We start from the raw sequence: 15,412 nt of genomic DNA, 5'->3' as shown, positions 1-15,412 counted from the left end.
ATTACCTCGGCGTCGAAGAGACGAGCGCCTCCGATGCCGTCGCGACGACGGACACGGAAGCGCCAACAGGATCACGACGCTGGGCGAATTCGGACGGATGCGGGAAGGGGCGGCCTGTCGGGCGCACACGTGACAGCGTGACAGCGCGTGCCACCGCGTGAAGCCACGTCGATCCGCGCGGGCCGCGCGGGCCCACGAAGCCGCGCAATGCGGACACGGGCGCGCCTCTCGGTTGCAGGTCATCCGAAGCCAGCGTCTTGCCGGGGAAGTCCCCACGCGACCACAAGGACAGGTCGCGGACAAAGGCGGCATCGGCATGCTGCGCCATGCGCGCTCGTGAAGGATGACCCGGGACCAGGACGGTCCCGCTCATCGTTCGAGTCTGTGTTGGCCAGCGCGGATCATTCCTGCCGGGCATGGCCACATGAGGATTGCGAAGTGGACTGAGTCGAGCCAGGGCAAGCGCCCTGCGCGTGCGCCTGCGACGGCGCCGTTACGGCCCGGGTAAACCCGGTTCACCGCAACGTAGAACGAGGTTAGTACACCGGTTGGCCGAATGCCAAGCCTTCGATCGGGGCCGGCATGCAAGCGGTCCACATGCGGTCCACATGCGGTGCGCACGCGATGTGCGCACGGTGTGCACGCGATGTGCGCACGGTGTGCCCGCGTTGCTCAGGCCTGCCGCCGCCAGACCGGCGAAGCGCTCACCACCACCTTGCGCGGAATGATCTGCTGCGCGTGGAAGGCATCGGCGATGCGCTGCTGCTCGTCGAGCGCGGGCGCGTCGACCGCCTGCAGCCGGTAGCTGCGCCGGCGGTTGGCGATCTCGACGGTGGCCGCGTCCAGGCCGATCAGCGGCGCGTGCCATTCGGCCGCCGCGGCCGGATTGGCCTTGACCCAGTCGCCGGCCTGGGCAAGCGCATCGAACACCGTGGCCAGCACGTCGGCGCGGCGGCGCGCGAAGTCGCTGGCCGCCAGATAGAAGCGGCGATAACTCGCCAGGCCGGTGCCATCGGCCAGCACGCGCGCCTGCGCCTGGCGCTGCGCGGCCGCAAGGAACGGATCCCAGATGACCCAGGCCGACACGTTGCCGCGCTCGAAGGCGGCGCGCGCGTCCGCCGGGGTCAGATACGCCGGCTCGATATCGCGCATCGACAGGCCGTTGCGCGCCAGCGCCTCCAGCAGCAGGTAGTGCGCGCCGGCGCCCTTGGCAAAGGCGACCCTGTGGCCCTTCAATTGCGCGATCGTGGTCAATGGCGAATCGCGCGGCACGACGATCGCCTGCGCCGTCGGCGACGGCGTCTCGATCGCGTAGTAGGTCAGCTTCGCTCCGGCAGCGAGCGCGAACGGCGGCACCGCGTCGGCGACATCGGCACTGAGGTCCAGCCCGCCGACATTGAGCGCCTCGAGCAGCGGCAGACCCGAAGTGAACTCGTGCCACGACACCGAGACGCCCTGCGGTGCCAGTGCCTTCTCCAGCGTGCCGCGCGACTTCAGCACGATCATCAGCGTCGACGACTTCTGATAGCCGATCCGCACGGTTTCGGGCTTGCCGCCCGCTTGCGCGCGCGCCGCGCCCCCAGCGTCCATGCCGCGATGCCGGCCCCTGCCAGCAGCAGCTGCCGTCGCTTCCCTTGCATGCCGCTCCCCCCTCCCCCTCATAGCGTGGCGATCGACACTTCGGTCGACTTGACGAGCGCGATCACCTCCTTGCCGACCGCAAGTTCGAGCTCCTTGACCGAGCGGGTGGTAATGACCGAGGTCACCACCAATCCGCCGGGGGTCTCGACGTCGATCTCGGATACGACCGGCCCCTCGATGATTTCGCGGATCTTGCCGCGAAACTGGTTGCGCACGTTGATGGCATGAATCGTCATGACAGGTTCCTGGTTGAAATGGCTCAGTAATGGCGCGCTCAGACGGACCAGCGGACGCGCTCGGCCGGCCATGGCTCGCTGTTTGCCCGCGCGGACGCCGCCCGCGCCAGCTCGGCCTCGCGCTCGCGCAGTTCGCGCGCGCGGGCCGCAACGCGCTGCACGGAGCGGTCGAGCCGTTCGACGATGTCGGCGGCCGCGCTGTACCCGCCCTCGGGCCGCGACGGCAGCTGCTGGTCGGTCGCGTAGATGCCATCGAGGATGTCGCGGGCGCCGAGCGCCGACAGCACCGGCTTGAGCGCATAGTCGAGCGCCAGCAGATGGGCGGGGCTGCCGCCGGTGGCCAGCGGCAGCACGGTCTTGTCGCGCAGCCCGTCCTGCGGCAGCAGGTCGAGGAAGGCCTTCAGCACGCCGCTGTACGAGGCCTTGTAGATCGGCGTGGCGACGATCACCAGCTGCGACTCGCCGACCGCGCGCACCGCGTCCTGCAGGCGCGCGTCGCCGAAATCGGCCTGCGTCAGCGCTTGCGCGGGCAGGTCGCGCGGCCGGATCGATCGGTAGGAGGACGTGATCGCGTCCAGCCGCGAGAGCGCGAGCTCCAGCAGGTAGGCCGAACGCGAAGGCGTGGAGGGACTGCCGAGAATGCCGACGATATTCATCAGAGAGGGGCCAATGCGCGGGTCTGCGCGTCGTTGTCAGGGGATGCGATAGCGGGCTGGCGCAGCACGCGCCGCAGCACGCGTTCCTCGATCGCGGCGAATGCCGGCGCGCCGTGGCTGCGCGGGCGCAGCAGCGGCACGCGCTCGTCGAGGGCGATGCGGTGGTCTTCGATCAGCACCACGCGGTCGGCCAGCGCGACGGCCTCTGCCACATCGTGCGTGACCAGCAGCGCGGTGAAGCCATGCGCGAGCCAAAGGCGCTCGATCAACTGCTGCATCTCGATGCGGGTCAGCGCATCGAGCGCCCCCCAGCGGCTCGTCGAGCAGCAGCAGGCGCGGCCGATGCACCAGCGCGCGGGCCAGCGCGACGCGCTGGCGCTGCCCGCCGGACAGCACCGCGGGCCAGTCGTTGGCGCGCTCGGCCAGCCCGACCTGCGCCAGCGCCTCGCGCGCGCGTTCGCGCCCTTCCCGGCCCGGCAGTCCCAGCGCGATGTTGTCGAGCACGCGCTTCCACGGCAGCAGCCGCGCGTCCTGGAACATGATGCGGGTGCCGTCGTCATGGCCGTCCCGCGGCCGACCGTCGAGCGCGATCCGCCCCGCGCTGGGGCTTTCGAGCCCGGCGACCAGACGCAGCAGCGTGCTCTTGCCGCAGCCGCTGCGGCCCACGATGGCGACGAATTCGCCCGGCGCGATGCGCAGGTCGATGTGCTGCAGCACGGTGCGGCCGCCATAGGCCTTGTGCAGGCCGCTGACCGCGACCTCGGTGCCGGGGGGCGGTGGGTGGCGTGGTTGCCTTGGGTACCGTGGGTACCGTCCTCGGCAGTGCGCGGCGCGGCCCGCGGGCTCGGCTCGCCGTATTCGCCGGGCTCCCTGCCCGCGCGCCGCAGCGGCAGATGTTGTTGCATGGCATGCATCGCATGAACTCCGGTAGGAATCGATCGGAATCAGGTCGATCGGGTTGGCCCGATCGAATCGGATCGATGAAGTCGGCTCGGTGAGGTCCGGTCGGTGAGGTCAGGCCAATGAGGTCACGCTTTGGCCGCGCTCTGATAGCCCGGATGCCACCGCAGCCACCACCGCTCCAGCCCCCTTGGCCAGCAGGTCGGCCAGCTTGCCCAGCAGCGCATAGAGCAGGATGCCGACCAGCACCACGTCGGTCTGCAGGAACTCGCGCGCGTTCATCGTCAGGTAGCCGATGCCGGCCTGCGCGGAGATCGTTTCCGCGACGATCAGCAGCACCCACATCAGGCCGAGCGAGAAGCGAAGGCCGACCAGAATCGACGGCAACGCGCCGGGCAGGATCACCTGCCAGTACAGCGCCCAGCCCGACAGCCCGTAGCTGCGCGCCATTTCGATCAGGCCCTTGTCGACCGAGCGGATGCCGTGGAAGGTGTTCAGGTAGATCGGAAAGAACACCCCGACCGCGACCAGGAACAGCTTGGCCGCCTCGTCGATGCCGAACCACAGGATCACCAGCGGGATCAGCGCCAGCGCCGGGATATTGCGCACCATCTGCAGGCTCGAATCGAGCAGCGTCTCGGCGGTGCGGAACGTCCCGTTCAGCAGCCCCAGCAACAGCCCGAGGCCACCGCCGATTGCCAGGCCGGCCAGGGCCCGCCACGCGCTGACGGCGGTGTGCTGCCACAGCTCGCCGGACAGCGCCAGCGTGCGGAACGCGGCAACGACGGCCAATGGCTCGGGCAGGACGCGGCTCGACAGCCAGCCGCTGCGCGAGGCCAGCTCCCACAGCAGCAGGATCAGGGCCGGCACGAGCCACGGCAGGCCGCGCCGCAGCACGGAAGCCCAGCCCTGGGGCAGCAGCGCGCGCGCCGGCGCGGCCGCAGGAAAATCGGCCGCCAGCGCGGCACCGCTTTTCGAGGGATTCGACATGGCGTTCAACTCGCGGACAGATTGGCGCCTTGCGTGGCCGCCGACGGCACGAAGGTATTGGCGACGATCTCGCCGAACGGCCCGGTCAGCACCCGCTGGGCGGCCTCGCGCTGCGCCAGCGGCAGCAGCGGAAACACCAGCTCGGCGAAGCGGTGCGCCTCTTCCAGATGCGGGTAGCCGGACAGGATGAAATATTCGAGCCCCAGGTCCGCGTATTCCCGGATGCGCGCCGCCACCTGCTCGGGGTTGCCGACCAGCGCGGTACCGGCGCCGCCCCGCACCAGCCCGACGCCGGCCCACAGGTTCGGCGCGATCTCCAGGCCCTGGCGGACGTCGTCCCGGTTGAAGCGGCCGCCATGCAGTGCCGCCATGCGGCGCTGCCCGACGGAGTCCATCGCGGCGAACTTGCGCTGGGCCGCGGCGACGATGTCCTCGTCCAGATGCGAGACCAGTTCGCTCGCCGCGCGCCACGCCTCTTCCTCGGTCTCGCGCACGATCACGTGCAGGCGGATGCCGAAGCGCAGCTGGCGGCCGACCGCGGCGGCGCGTGCGCGCACGTCGGCGATCTTCTGCGCCACCGCCTCGGGCGGCTCGCCCCAGGTCAGATAGGTATCGACCTGCTCGGCGGCAAGATCGTGGGCCTCGGGCGACGAGCCGCCGAAGAACAGCGGCGGATAGGGCCGGCTGATCGGCGGATACAGCGCCTTCGCGCCCTCGACGCGCAGATGTTCGCCGGCAAAGTCGAACGCCTCGCCATCGTGGCTGCGCGCCAGGATCTCGCGCCAGATCGTCAGGAATTCGCGCGACAGCGCGTAGCGATCGCGATGCGACAGGAACAGGCCGTCGCCCTCCAGCTCTTCCGGATCGCCGCCGGTCACGAGGTTGACCAGCAAGCGCCCGCCCGACAATCGGTCCAGCGTCGCCGCCATGCGCGCGGTCTGCGACGGCTGCATCAGCCCGGGGCGCAGGGCCACCAGGAACTTGAGCCGGCGCGTGGCGTCGATCAGGCTGGAGGCCAGGATCCACGAGTCCTCGCAGGAACGGCCGGTCGGCAGCAGCACGCCCTCGTAGCCCAAGCTGTCGGCCGCGATCGCGACCTGCTTGAAGTAGTCGAAGGTCGCCGCGCGCGCCCCTTCGCGGTGCCCAGGTAGCGCGAGTCGCCATGCGTGGGCAGGAACCACAGGACTTTCATCGTGCATCTCCGGCATTCGATACGCCGCGCTGTGCGACGGCGTCCCGTTTGTCTTGTGGGTTTCCTTTTTCCCGTTCGGCAGGCAGCGCATCGGCAATGCGGATCGGCTTCGGAATCAGCTTCAGCGCGTGGAAGGTATCGGCGATCTGCTGCTGTTGCGCGGCCACGGCCGGCGTCAGCGGCGCGACGCCGAACTCGCTGCGATTGAGCGTGCGTTCGACGACGTCGATATCCAGCCCCTGCTGCGGGGCGATCGACGCCGCGGCGGCGCGCGTATCGGCCTTCAGGCGCCGGCCCTGCTGCAACAGCTCATCGAACAGCGCCTCGACGATCCGCGGCTTCTGCGTGGCAAAGCGCCGCGCGGCAAGGTAGTAGGCGTAGTTGTTGACGAGCCCGCGGCCATCGGCCAGCACGCGCGCGCCGATCTGCTTTTCGGCGGCGGCCAGGAACGGATCCCAGATGACCCAGGCGTCGACGGCGCCGCGTTCGAACGCCGCGCGCGCATCGGCCGGCGCGAGATAGACCGGCTGGATATCGGTGATCTTCAGCCCGGCCTTCTCCAGCGCCTTGACCAGCAGGTAATGGACGTTGGAGCCCTTGTTCAGCGCGACCTTGCGGCCCTTCAGATCGGACACCGTGCGCACCGGCGAGTCCCGGCGCACCACGATGGCCTCGGCCTGCGGCGCGGCGGGATCGAAGCCGATGTAGACGAAGTCGGCCCCGGCGGCCTGCGCGAAGATCGGCGGCGCCTCGCCGACGAAGCCGACATCGACGGCGCCGACGTTCAGGCCCTCCAGCAATTGCGGGCCGGCCGGAAACTCGACCCATTTGACCGCGGTGCCCAGCGGCGCGAGCCGGCGCTCGAGCGACTGCTGCGATTTGATCAGCACCAGCAGGCTGGCGGACTTCTGATAGCCGATGCGCAAGGTATCGGCAGCGGTTTGGGCCAGCGCGGCGCCGGAAGCGGCCACGGCGGCGCAGGCGATGGCGAGCGCGGCCAGTCCGCGCAGGCCGCGGAGGCCGCGAAGCGCGTGATTCGGGATCGAAAGCGTCATGGCTTGATGGATCGGGGATCGGAGTAGCCCCGACGATAGCCCGGCGGGCCGCCATGACAAACGAAGCGTTTCGGATTTCGATACGCGGTCAGCGCATGTGGGATGCGCGCGCATCGAGGGCAGGAGCCCGCACCATGGACGAGGGTGCGGGCCGTCTCAGCGCAGCCGCGTCGCGAGGCCGTCGCCCCTCGCGGGCGCCTGAGGCGACCGGCACACCGTGTCCTCCCACGGCATGCGCGCCGGGGCCGGCGTGCCCAGCCAGCGCGACAGGAAAGTCGCCGCCTTTGCCGATCCTGCCCATCCTGACGATGCTACCGGCGTCACGATCCGCATCCGGGCCGGCGCCGCGACGGTCTGCCCCGGCGCCAGCACCACCACGTTGGCCATCATGCCGCCGTCCTCGTGCCCGACGATATGGCAGTGGAAGACGAAGCGGCCGACCATCAGCGGATTGGTGAACGGGATCACGATCTTGACCTCGCCCGGCACGCCGTTCTGCTGGTATGGCAGGTCGATGACGTCGCGCAGGCCCGTCTCGTCGATATCCTGCTGATTGATCGAGGTCACCAGGAAGTCGAGCTGATGGATATGGAAGACGTGGCGCTCGCCGCTGACGTTCTGCACGGTCCACTCCTCCACGTCCCCCAGATTGACCGTGACATCGTCGCGGGCCGGATCGTACTGCTTGCCGTCGATGAAGAAAGTATTGCCGTCCGCGGATTCGGAGAAGACCACCGTGCGGCGGCGCGTGATCGGCATCGCGGCGACCTGCGCGGGCGTCAGCGTATCGACATCGACCGCCGGCTCGGCCAGCGCCTCGCGCAGTGCGGCACTGCCGTGCCGCGGCCCCTCGACGATCAGCGTGGCCAGCTGAACCTCCGGGTTGGGATCGCCCTGCGGTCCGGTATCCACTGCCAGCGTGCGGAACGCATAGCGCCCCGGCACGTCGGGCGCCTGGATCACGGCGGTCGAGCGGGCGCCTGGCGGCAGGAACAGCGACGCGTTGCGTTCGGGCCGGGCGCGCAGATTGCCGTCGCGGCTCAATTCCCATAGCGGCACGCCGTCGATCGCGACATGGAAGTAGGCGTCGGCGCCCACATTGCCCAGATGCCAGACCTGCATCTCGCCGGGCCGCATGCGCAGCACGCCGCCGAGCACGCCGTTGATGGTCTTGGTCAGCGGCGCGCTGTCGTCGGCGCCGGGCAGCTGCATGTCCTTGAGCAGGAAGTAGCGCTCCGGCAGGCGTGCGAAGGCCGGGAAATGGTCGAGCACGCCGTCGATCACCAGCATGCCGGACATGCCGCTCAGTATCTGCGGCTCGACCAGGCCGTGTGGATGCGGGTGATACCAGTGCGTGCCCTGCGGGTGCGTGGCCGGGACCTCCCAGCTGTACTGGTAGTCCGCGCCGTTGGCGATATGCAGGAAGATGTCGTCGGCCGGCGCCTTCGGCGAGATCGACATGCCGTGATAGTGGAGGTTGGTTTCTTCGGGGCCCTCGATCTGCACGTCCGCCTTGCCGATGCGGTTTCGCAGCGTCAGCTCCAGCCGCTCGCCGCGCCGCAGCTTCAATACCGGCGGCACATAGGTGTCGTTGAAGACATTGGAGGTGAAGGTCTTGCCGGCCACGGTGATCGTGGCCGGAGCCTGGCGCAAGGTCATCCGCAGCGTGCCATCGCGGGCCGTGGCGACCTCGGGCTGGGGGGATCGCGATCGCGCCGTCGTCGCCCCCGCCGCCTCCGCAAGCTGTCAGCGCTGCAAGGGCTGCGAAGGCCGTGAGGACCGCGTGGGCTGCGTGGGCCGCGTGGGCGGCGGGGGCCGCGTGGGCGGCGGGGGCCCTTGCAGCGCCCGTTGCCACCGCACGAATCCGCGCCATCGCGGCATTTGCGAACAGAGCCATGGCGACCTCCTGCCATCGAGCGCCCGCGCGCGGGAACCGCAGGCGGGACAAGTCCTCATGTTAGGTCATGGCAGGCGACATGGCGCCGATGCGCCACGCACTGGACGCCCCCCTCCCCCGCGCATTCGCCGCGCACGCGCCAGGCAAGCGCCACGCCTGGCCGCGCTACCCCGCGCGGGACTTCCGTCGCGGCGCGGGGCGCTCCGTGCCGCCCCTTTCCTCCTTCAGCGCGGCGACAAAGGCCTGCACTGCCGGCGGCGACGCATCGGCCCGCGTCACCGCCACCACCGTTGCGCGGGTGCCGAGGTCCGCGATCGGCACGAAGGCGACATCGGGCCGGTTCGCCTCGGCGACCGAGGCGCCGACCAGCGTAAAGCCGAGTCCGGCGGCCACCAGCCCCAGCGCGGTGTGGATCTCGATCGCCTCATGGCCCGGCAGCGGGTCCGCGCCCGCCTCGCGCAGCGCCGCCAGCATCAGGTCGGCAAAGCCGCTCTGCGGGTCCTTCGGATACCGGATCAGCGCCATCGCGCCGAGATCGGCGGCGCGCAGCGACTTGCGGCGCGCGAGTGCCGACGTTGCCGGCAGCGCTGCGACAAACGGCTCCTCGAACAGGACCGTATGCACGAGATCGGCCGGGCGTTCGAATTCGCCGATATAGCGCGAGATCCCCACATCGATGCGCCCGCGCCGCAGCAGCGCGGGCTGGTGCTCGGACAGCTGCTCTACCAGTTCGAGATGGACATCGGGAAAGCGCTTGCGGAAACGGCGCACCGCCGCGGGCAGGATCGAGAAGATCGCCGAGCGCGTGAAGCCGATGCCGAGCCAGCCGAGATTGCCGGCGGCGACCGCACGCGCCTCCTCGTCGAGGCGCCGCATCTGCGCCAGCAGGTCCTTGGCGCGCGGATACAGGAAGCGGCCGGTGGCGGTCAGCGACATGGGCCGCGTCGAACGATCGAAGACGGGCGCGCCGAGCTGGCCCTCGAGCTGCGCGATCTGCATGCTGATCGCCGTCGGCGCGACGAACAGCCGGCTGGCGGCCTCGACGGCGCTGCCCGCGTCGACCACGGCGCAGAAATAGCTGAGCTGTCGCAAGTTCATTTTTTCTGAATTCGAGTCCAATAATCGATGTTTGATCCGGCTCGCACTTTACTTGAAACTGCGCCTCAAGCTTACGAGGACATCGACATGCAAGCCATGCAACACGGAGACGGGCACGCGGAGGGACATGCAGAGGGGCACGAAGACGGGCACGGAGACAAGCGGGAAGACGGCTGGCTGCAGGCCGTGCGCGAGCTCTCCACCGCCGAGGTGTCCGACGCCCTGGACTATTTCCGCCTGCCCGGCAGCGCGCTGGGCATCCAGCCGATCGCCGGCGCGCCGGCGCTGTTCGGCCCGGCCTTCACCGTCAGCTTCGTGCCGGTGGACGTGGCGTCCCCCGGCACCGTCGGCGATTTTCTCGACGACATCCCGGCCGGCGCGGTGGCCGTGCTCGACAACGGCGGCCGGCTGGACTGCACGGTCTGGGGCGGCATCATGAGCCGGCTGGCAGCGCATCGCGGCGTCGCCGGCACCGTGATCCACGGCGTGTGCCGGGACACCGCGGAAGCCGATGCCGCCGGCTATCCGCTCTTTGCGCGCGGACGGTTCATGCGTACCGGCAAGGATCGCGTGCAGGTCTCGGCCGTCGGGCAGCCGGTCAGCCTCGGCGACGTGCGCGTGGTGGCCGGCGACTACATGCTGGCCGATGCCGACGGCGTGGTCGTCATTCCGCGATCGCAGGCGCCGCGCGTGATCGAGCGCGCGCTGCGGACGCGCGATGTCGAGCAGCGGATCCTCGACGCGGCGCTGGCCGGCATGGCGCTGGGCGAGGCCCGCCGCCAGTTCGGGTATCACGTGCTGCAGCGCGCCGGCCATTAGCGGCTACCGAACGTCGTTGAAGGTCATTGACGGTCCTCGACAGCCTGCGGGCGATCCCACGACCGCCGGCATCGACCCCTTACCCACAGACGACGAAACACGTCGCACCGAATTGCATCAGGAGACAGCATGATCATCGAACCCAGCCACGCTCGCCGCTTTTCCTGGCGCCGCCCTACGCGCCGGCACGCCGCCGTGCTGCTCGGCGCCGGCGCAATGGCGAGCCTGGGCCTCGCCGCCACGAGCGCCGGCGCCGCCGCGCCCGAGCCCTACCCCCTGCGCGACCCTGCGCATCGTGTCGCCCTATCCGCCGGGCGGCACCACCGATATCCTCGCGCGCATCGTGTCGCCCGGGCTGTCGAAGCAGCTCGGCGTGCCCGTGATCGTCGACAACCGCGGCGGCGCCAGCAGCAATATCGGCACGGAGTTCGTCGCGCGCGCCAAGGGTGACGGCTGCACCGCGCTGCTGGGCAACAACACCGGCATCGTGATCAACCGCAATCTCTACCAGCTCAAGCTCGATCCCACCCGTGCGCTGGCGCCGGTCGGCGAGGTCGCGTCGGTGCCGCTGGTGCTGTACGTCAACAGCGCGCTGCCGGTGAACTCGGTGGCGCAACTGGTCGCGCTGGCCAAGGCCGCGCCCGGCAAATACAGCTACGCCTCGGGCGGCAGCGGCAGCCCGCAGCATCTGGCCGGCGAGATGCTCAAGCTCGAACGCCAGCTCGATATCGTTCATATCCCCTATCGCGGACAGGGGCCGGCGCTGAGCGACGTGATTGCCGGTCAGGTGCCGATCGCCTTCGAAACCACCACCGCGATCGCCCCGCAACTGAAATCCGGACGCCTGCGTCCGCTCGCTACCACCGGTGCCAAACGCGCCCGCACGCTGCCCGATCTGCCGACGATGCAGGAGGCCGGCTTCCCCGGCTTCGTGATCGAGAACTGGTACGGCCTGTTCGTGCCGGCCGATACGCCGGGGCCGCTGGTGCAGCGGCTGAACGCCGCGCTGAACGCGGTGCTGGGACAGCCGGACATCGCCGGCAAGCTGTCGGACATGGGTTCGGCGGACGTGCGCGGCACCACCGCGCAGTTCCGCGCCTTCATTGCCAGGGAAATGCCGTACTGGGAATCGCTGGTCAAGCGCTCCGGCGCCACGGTGGACTGAATCGCATCCCGGCCCCATCGCCGCCTGGTATCCCCCGCTCGCACCCCTGCTTTCATCCCTATCCTGATCCCGACTTCCCGCTCGCCATGACGCAAGCCGACATCACCGCTGCCCAGCTCGACCGCCTGAAACGGCTCGGCACGGCCACCATTCACGAAGCACAGGGCCAGCAAGGCGCCGTCGACCCGCGCATCGCCGCGCTCGATCCCGGCATGCGGCTGGCCGGACCCGCGCTGACCGTCGATATCCGTCCCGGCGACAACCTGATGATTCACTACGCGCTGACCAAGGCGCGGCCCGGCGACGTGCTGGTGGTGGACGCGAAGGGCTTCGCCGAGGCCGGCCCGTGGGGCGACGTTCTGACCTTCGCCGCGCAGACGATCGGCCTGGCCGGGCTCGTCATCGACGGTGCGGTGCGCGATGCGTCCAGCATCGTCGAGATGGGATTCCCGGTGTTCTGCCGCGGCGTCTGCATCCGCGGCACCAACAAGCAGCAACCCGGCAAGCTGGGCGTGCCGCTGATCGTTGGCGGCGCCGCGATCCGCCCCGGCGACATCGTCGTCGGCGATCGCGACGGCCTGGTCGTGGTGGCGCGCGAGCAGGTGGCGCAGGTCATCGAGGCCAGCGAGGCGCGCGAACGCAAGGAGCAGCAGATGCGCGAGCAACTGGCCGGCGGCGCCACCATGGTCGAGCTGCTGGAACTGCAGGACACGCTGGCGCGCTACGGCCTGCACTGAGCGAGGCCGGCGGACGCGGCCGCCGATGCGCGTTGCATGCGCAGGCTAGTGACCAGCGCTGCCAGCGTCAGCGCACCGGCGATCAGCAGCGTCGCATGCAGCCCCGCCGCATCGACCGCGATGCCGCCGAAGAACGAGCCCAGCGCGATCCCGAGGTTGAAGACCGACACCAGCAGCGCGGTCGCGGCCTCGATCCCTTCGATGCCGTCGGCGGCGCGCAGCATCCAGCTCTGCACCGAGACCGACACCGCGCCGTACGACAGCCCCCAGCACAGCAGCAGCACCGCACCGCCGGTCATGGTGCCGCCCAGCGCCGCGAACAGCAGCAGCGTCGCGCTCAGCGCCAGCGCGACCGCCAGCAGCGCGCGTCCCGGATGCCGTCCGGCCAGCGGCCCCGCGACGAAGTTGGCGATCATGCCGGCCACGCCGTAGCCGAACAGCAGCACGCCGATCCAGCCCGCGCCGAAGCCCGAGACCTGCTGCAGCAAGGGCCGCACGAAGGTGTAGGCCATGAAGTGGCCGGCCACCAGGAAGAACGTCACCGTCAGGCCGAGCCGCACCCCGCGGTTGCCGAATTGCGCGCGCAGTCCTTGCCGCGAGCCGCGGGCGGCGGCCGGCAGCGGCGGCAGCGTGGCGATGTTCAGCAGGAAGATCAGGCCGCTGCAGATCGCCATCGCGCCGAACGCCGCGCGCCAGCCGATCAGTTCGCCCAGCCACGCGCCCAGCGGCACGCCGACCACCGAGGCCACCGATACCCCGCCGAAGACGATGGCCGTGGCCCAACCGACCGACGGCGCCGCCACCAGCCGCGGCGCCAGCCCGCCCGCCACCGCCCAGATGCCACCGATGCAGAAACCGACCACCACGCGCGCAGCCAGCAGCCAGGGCAGCGTCGGCGCCAGCGCGCACAGCACGTTGGCGCCGGCCAGTGCCAGCAGCAAGGCGGCCAGCAGGTGCCGGCGATCGATCGAGCCCGCGCCGATGACGATCAGCGGGGCGAACAGCGCCGCCAGCAGCGCGGGCGCGGACAGCATCAGGCCCGCGCTGCCCGCCGATACCTGCAGGCCCTGCGCGATCGGCGTCAGCAGCCCGACCGGCAGCATCTCGGTGGTGACGACGCCGAAGGTCGCCAGGCCGACCGCGGCCACCGCGGGCCAGCGGTTGTCCCTCGGCGCATGGGAAGCTGTCTGCGCCTGCGCGGCGCGGGAATCATCGTGTCGTGATGTATCGGCTTGGGTCATCGGCAATCGCTCCGTCATTCGCCCGGTCATTGGTCGGGCCATTGGCCCGGTCATTGGGTTGTTCAATCGCGGCGGATGGCCCGATTGGCCGGGCTGCCCGCGTGTCCGGCAAGCGTAATCGGTGCCAATGCGGTGATAAAGTAGCCAACTTTCGCAACACTGGGGACGAATCGTGCCTAATGGGGAAGGCATCGCGCTCGATCACCTGGGCGACGTGCGCGCCTTCGTGCAGGTCGCGCAGGCGCACAGCTTCACGCTGGCGGCGCAGCGGCTCGGGATCTCGCGCTCGGCGGTCGGCAAATGCATCGGCCGGCTGGAAGCGGGACTGGCCGCGCGCCTGCTGCAGCGGACCACGCGCAGCGTCAGCCTGACCGATGAGGGTCGCCTCTTCTACGAGCATGCGGTGCGGATCCTCGCCGAGGTCGACGAAGCGCAGGCCGCGCTGGCCTGGCGCAACGAGGTGCCGCGCGGCCGCCTGCGCATCGATCTGCCGGTCACGCTCGGGCGCCTGCATATCGTGCCGATCCTGCGCCGGTACCTGGCGCAATGGCCCGAACTGCGGGCCGAGGTGTCCTTCTCCGACGAATACAGCGATCTGGTGCGCGACGGCATCGACCTCGCGATCCGCGTCGGCGGCGAGCACGACAGCGGGCTGATCCGCCGCGTGCTGGCGCCGCACCGGCTGGTGACCTGCGCCACGCCGAGCTATCTGGCGACGCACGGCACGCCAAGGACGCTGGACGACATCGCGCGCCACGACACCATCGTCTATACGCACGCCGGCATGGCCCCGCCGTGGCGCTTCACGGTCGACGGCCGCACCTGCACGCTGGCGATCGAGGGACGCTGGCGCATGAACAATACCGAGGCGATGCGCGACCTGGCGCTGGCGGATGCTGGGCTGGTGCAGATCGCGGCCTTCCTGGTCGGCGGCGATCTGCGCGCGGGCACGCTGGTGCCGGTGCTGGAGGCGTTCACCGGTCCGGGGGCGCCGGTCTGCGCGGTCTATCCGAACCGGCGCCATCTGTCGCCGAAGGTGCGGCGGCTGATCGACGAGATCGATCGCGCATGGGCCGACGGGGCGCCGTGGAATTGAACAGGGGCGCCGGCCCCGTCCTGGCGCGGAGACTTCAGCCCTCGCCCAGCAGCCCCTGCGCATCCAGAATCGCGTAGGCGATCTCGGGATGGCGCTCGAGACAGCGGCGGATCGCCGCGGGAATGGTCTGCCGGGTCTTCTTGCACAAGCCGAGCTGGTCGGCCAGTTCGATGTTGAAGCCGCGCACGGTGCGCACGCCGTGAATGCTCGGCTCGATCGTCACGGTGATGCCGAGCAATGCATGCATTTTCTCCTGCATGCGGCGCAGGTCGTCGAGCGTCTGCACGTCTTCCAGCCGCGCGATCAGCCGCTTCTCCTCTTCCTTGGTCAGCCGCAGCACGCGGATGTCCGCCTGCGGATCGTCGAGCAGCTGCTCGCGGCCGCAGACGCAGGCACCAGGGGGGCACTCCTTGCGGATCGGAAAGGGGGGCGTTCATGTCGACGCGGATCGAGGCGGGTGTGGCGCGATGGTGCTGGTTGGTGCTGGCGTTGCGGGATGGCGGCGCAGAACGGGACGAAGCACGGGCCAACGCACGGGCCAAAACACAGGCCAAAACACAGGCGATGCAAAGGCCGCATGGCGGCGGCGCGCCCGTAGCCGGGGCATTATAGCGACCTCGGCGATCGCCCGCGCCGGCGGCCGGGGCAGTACAATGCCGTCCGTTTCCACCGCTTACCGCCGTTCGGCG

General features: G+C 70.1%; 13 protein-coding genes and 3 pseudogenes. 4 read left to right on the top strand and 12 right to left on the bottom strand.

What is annotated here, in order from left to right:
• Position 1: 1 nt before the first annotated feature.
• The 10 genes and pseudogenes from OJJOAM_RS21970 to OJJOAM_RS21925 form a co-directional block, all read right to left on the bottom strand.
• On the bottom strand, positions 2-328 hold the full coding sequence (locus tag OJJOAM_RS21970; protein ID WP_422649838.1) for a hypothetical protein: 327 nt from the start codon (positions 326-328) through the stop codon (positions 2-4).
• Between the two features lie 344 nt (positions 329-672).
• Complete coding sequence (locus OJJOAM_RS21965; RefSeq protein ID WP_422649837.1) at positions 673-1,590, bottom strand: aliphatic sulfonate ABC transporter substrate-binding protein; 918 nt, start codon at positions 1,588-1,590, stop codon at positions 673-675.
• Between the two features lie 68 nt (positions 1,591-1,658).
• Positions 1,659-1,877: a TOBE domain-containing protein gene (locus OJJOAM_RS21960; protein ID WP_422649836.1), complete on the bottom strand. Its 219-nt coding sequence runs from the start codon at positions 1,875-1,877 to the stop codon at positions 1,659-1,661.
• A 38-nt stretch (positions 1,878-1,915) separates the two neighbouring features.
• Positions 1,916-2,533, bottom strand: a complete 618-nt coding sequence (ssuE, locus tag OJJOAM_RS21955; protein WP_149316078.1) for an NADPH-dependent FMN reductase — start codon at positions 2,531-2,533, stop codon at positions 1,916-1,918.
• A pseudogene (locus OJJOAM_RS21950) lies at positions 2,533-3,277 on the bottom strand (ATP-binding cassette domain-containing protein). The gene ssuE and the pseudogene OJJOAM_RS21950 overlap by 1 nt, the downstream one beginning before the upstream one ends.
• A 284-nt stretch (positions 3,278-3,561) precedes the next feature.
• Positions 3,562-4,423: pseudogene (gene ssuC, locus OJJOAM_RS21945) on the bottom strand (aliphatic sulfonate ABC transporter permease SsuC).
• A gap of 5 nt (positions 4,424-4,428) precedes the next feature.
• Positions 4,429-5,615 (bottom strand): annotated as a pseudogene (gene ssuD, locus OJJOAM_RS21940) (FMNH2-dependent alkanesulfonate monooxygenase).
• Complete coding sequence (locus tag OJJOAM_RS21935) at positions 5,612-6,670, bottom strand: sulfonate ABC transporter substrate-binding protein (protein WP_422649835.1); 1,059 nt, start codon at positions 6,668-6,670, stop codon at positions 5,612-5,614. Before OJJOAM_RS21935 ends, ssuD begins: the two are co-directional and overlap by 4 nt.
• 156 nt (positions 6,671-6,826) lie before the next feature.
• Positions 6,827-8,329, bottom strand: a complete 1,503-nt coding sequence (locus OJJOAM_RS21930; protein ID WP_422649834.1) for a multicopper oxidase family protein — start codon at positions 8,327-8,329, stop codon at positions 6,827-6,829.
• Positions 8,330-8,732: 403 nt separating this feature from the next.
• The gene (locus OJJOAM_RS21925) at positions 8,733-9,665 is read right to left on the bottom strand and encodes a LysR family transcriptional regulator (RefSeq protein WP_422649833.1); all 933 of its coding nucleotides are present in this window, start codon (positions 9,663-9,665) and stop codon (positions 8,733-8,735) included.
• Positions 9,666-9,752: 87 nt separating this feature from the next.
• Between OJJOAM_RS21925 and OJJOAM_RS21920 the strand changes: the two genes are divergently transcribed.
• The 3 genes from OJJOAM_RS21920 to OJJOAM_RS21910 all read left to right on the top strand — a co-directional run bounded on the left by OJJOAM_RS21920 (position 9,753) and on the right by OJJOAM_RS21910 (position 12,386).
• Positions 9,753-10,484, top strand: a complete 732-nt coding sequence (locus OJJOAM_RS21920; RefSeq protein ID WP_422649832.1) for an RraA family protein — start codon at positions 9,753-9,755, stop codon at positions 10,482-10,484.
• Positions 10,485-10,779: 295 nt separating this feature from the next.
• Positions 10,780-11,649, top strand: a complete 870-nt coding sequence (locus OJJOAM_RS21915) for a tripartite tricarboxylate transporter substrate binding protein (RefSeq protein WP_422649831.1) — start codon at positions 10,780-10,782, stop codon at positions 11,647-11,649.
• An 86-nt stretch (positions 11,650-11,735) separates the two neighbouring features.
• Complete coding sequence (locus tag OJJOAM_RS21910; protein WP_422649830.1) at positions 11,736-12,386, top strand: 4-carboxy-4-hydroxy-2-oxoadipate aldolase/oxaloacetate decarboxylase; 651 nt, start codon at positions 11,736-11,738, stop codon at positions 12,384-12,386.
• Here the strand turns inward: OJJOAM_RS21910 and OJJOAM_RS21905 are convergent.
• Entirely contained in the window at positions 12,371-13,627 is a 1,257-nt protein-coding gene (locus tag OJJOAM_RS21905) for an MFS transporter (RefSeq protein WP_422649829.1), read from the bottom strand. The genes OJJOAM_RS21910 and OJJOAM_RS21905 overlap by 16 nt on opposite strands.
• 172 nt (positions 13,628-13,799) lie before the next feature.
• Here OJJOAM_RS21905 and OJJOAM_RS21900 point away from each other — a divergent pair, with 172 nt between their 5' ends.
• On the top strand, positions 13,800-14,723 hold the full coding sequence (locus OJJOAM_RS21900; protein ID WP_422649828.1) for a LysR family transcriptional regulator: 924 nt from the start codon (positions 13,800-13,802) through the stop codon (positions 14,721-14,723).
• Positions 14,724-14,757: 34 nt separating this feature from the next.
• Here the strand turns inward: OJJOAM_RS21900 and OJJOAM_RS21895 are convergent, their stop codons facing one another.
• Entirely contained in the window at positions 14,758-15,141 is a 384-nt protein-coding gene (locus tag OJJOAM_RS21895) for a hypothetical protein (protein WP_422651014.1), read from the bottom strand.
• Positions 15,142-15,412 lie beyond the last annotated feature (271 nt).

This window comes from Cupriavidus sp. H18C1, assembly GCF_049311595.1.
Classification (GTDB): domain Bacteria; phylum Pseudomonadota; class Gammaproteobacteria; order Burkholderiales; family Burkholderiaceae; genus Cupriavidus; species Cupriavidus cauae.
This window is presented reverse-complemented; position numbering and strand designations above follow the sequence as displayed.

Coding starts and splice junctions, on each gene's coding strand:
- OJJOAM_RS21970 (WP_422649838.1), bottom strand. CDS start 328: ATGGCGCAGCATGCCGATGCCGCCTTTGTCCGCGACCTGTCCTTGTGG.
- OJJOAM_RS21965 (WP_422649837.1), bottom strand. CDS start 1,590: ATGGACGCTGGGGGCGCGGCGCGCGCGCAAGCGGGCGGCAAGCCCGAA.
- OJJOAM_RS21960 (WP_422649836.1), bottom strand. CDS start 1,877: ATGACGATTCATGCCATCAACGTGCGCAACCAGTTTCGCGGCAAGATC.
- ssuE (WP_149316078.1), bottom strand. CDS start 2,533: ATGAATATCGTCGGCATTCTCGGCAGTCCCTCCACGCCTTCGCGTTCG.
- OJJOAM_RS21935 (WP_422649835.1), bottom strand. CDS start 6,670: ATGACGCTTTCGATCCCGAATCACGCGCTTCGCGGCCTCCGCGGCCTG.
- OJJOAM_RS21930 (WP_422649834.1), bottom strand. CDS start 8,329: ATGACCTTGCGCCAGGCTCCGGCCACGATCACCGTGGCCGGCAAGACC.
- OJJOAM_RS21925 (WP_422649833.1), bottom strand. CDS start 9,665: ATGAACTTGCGACAGCTCAGCTATTTCTGCGCCGTGGTCGACGCGGGC.
- OJJOAM_RS21920 (WP_422649832.1), top strand. CDS start 9,753: ATGCAAGCCATGCAACACGGAGACGGGCACGCGGAGGGACATGCAGAG.
- OJJOAM_RS21910 (WP_422649830.1), top strand. CDS start 11,736: ATGACGCAAGCCGACATCACCGCTGCCCAGCTCGACCGCCTGAAACGG.
- OJJOAM_RS21905 (WP_422649829.1), bottom strand. CDS start 13,627: ATGACCCAAGCCGATACATCACGACACGATGATTCCCGCGCCGCGCAG.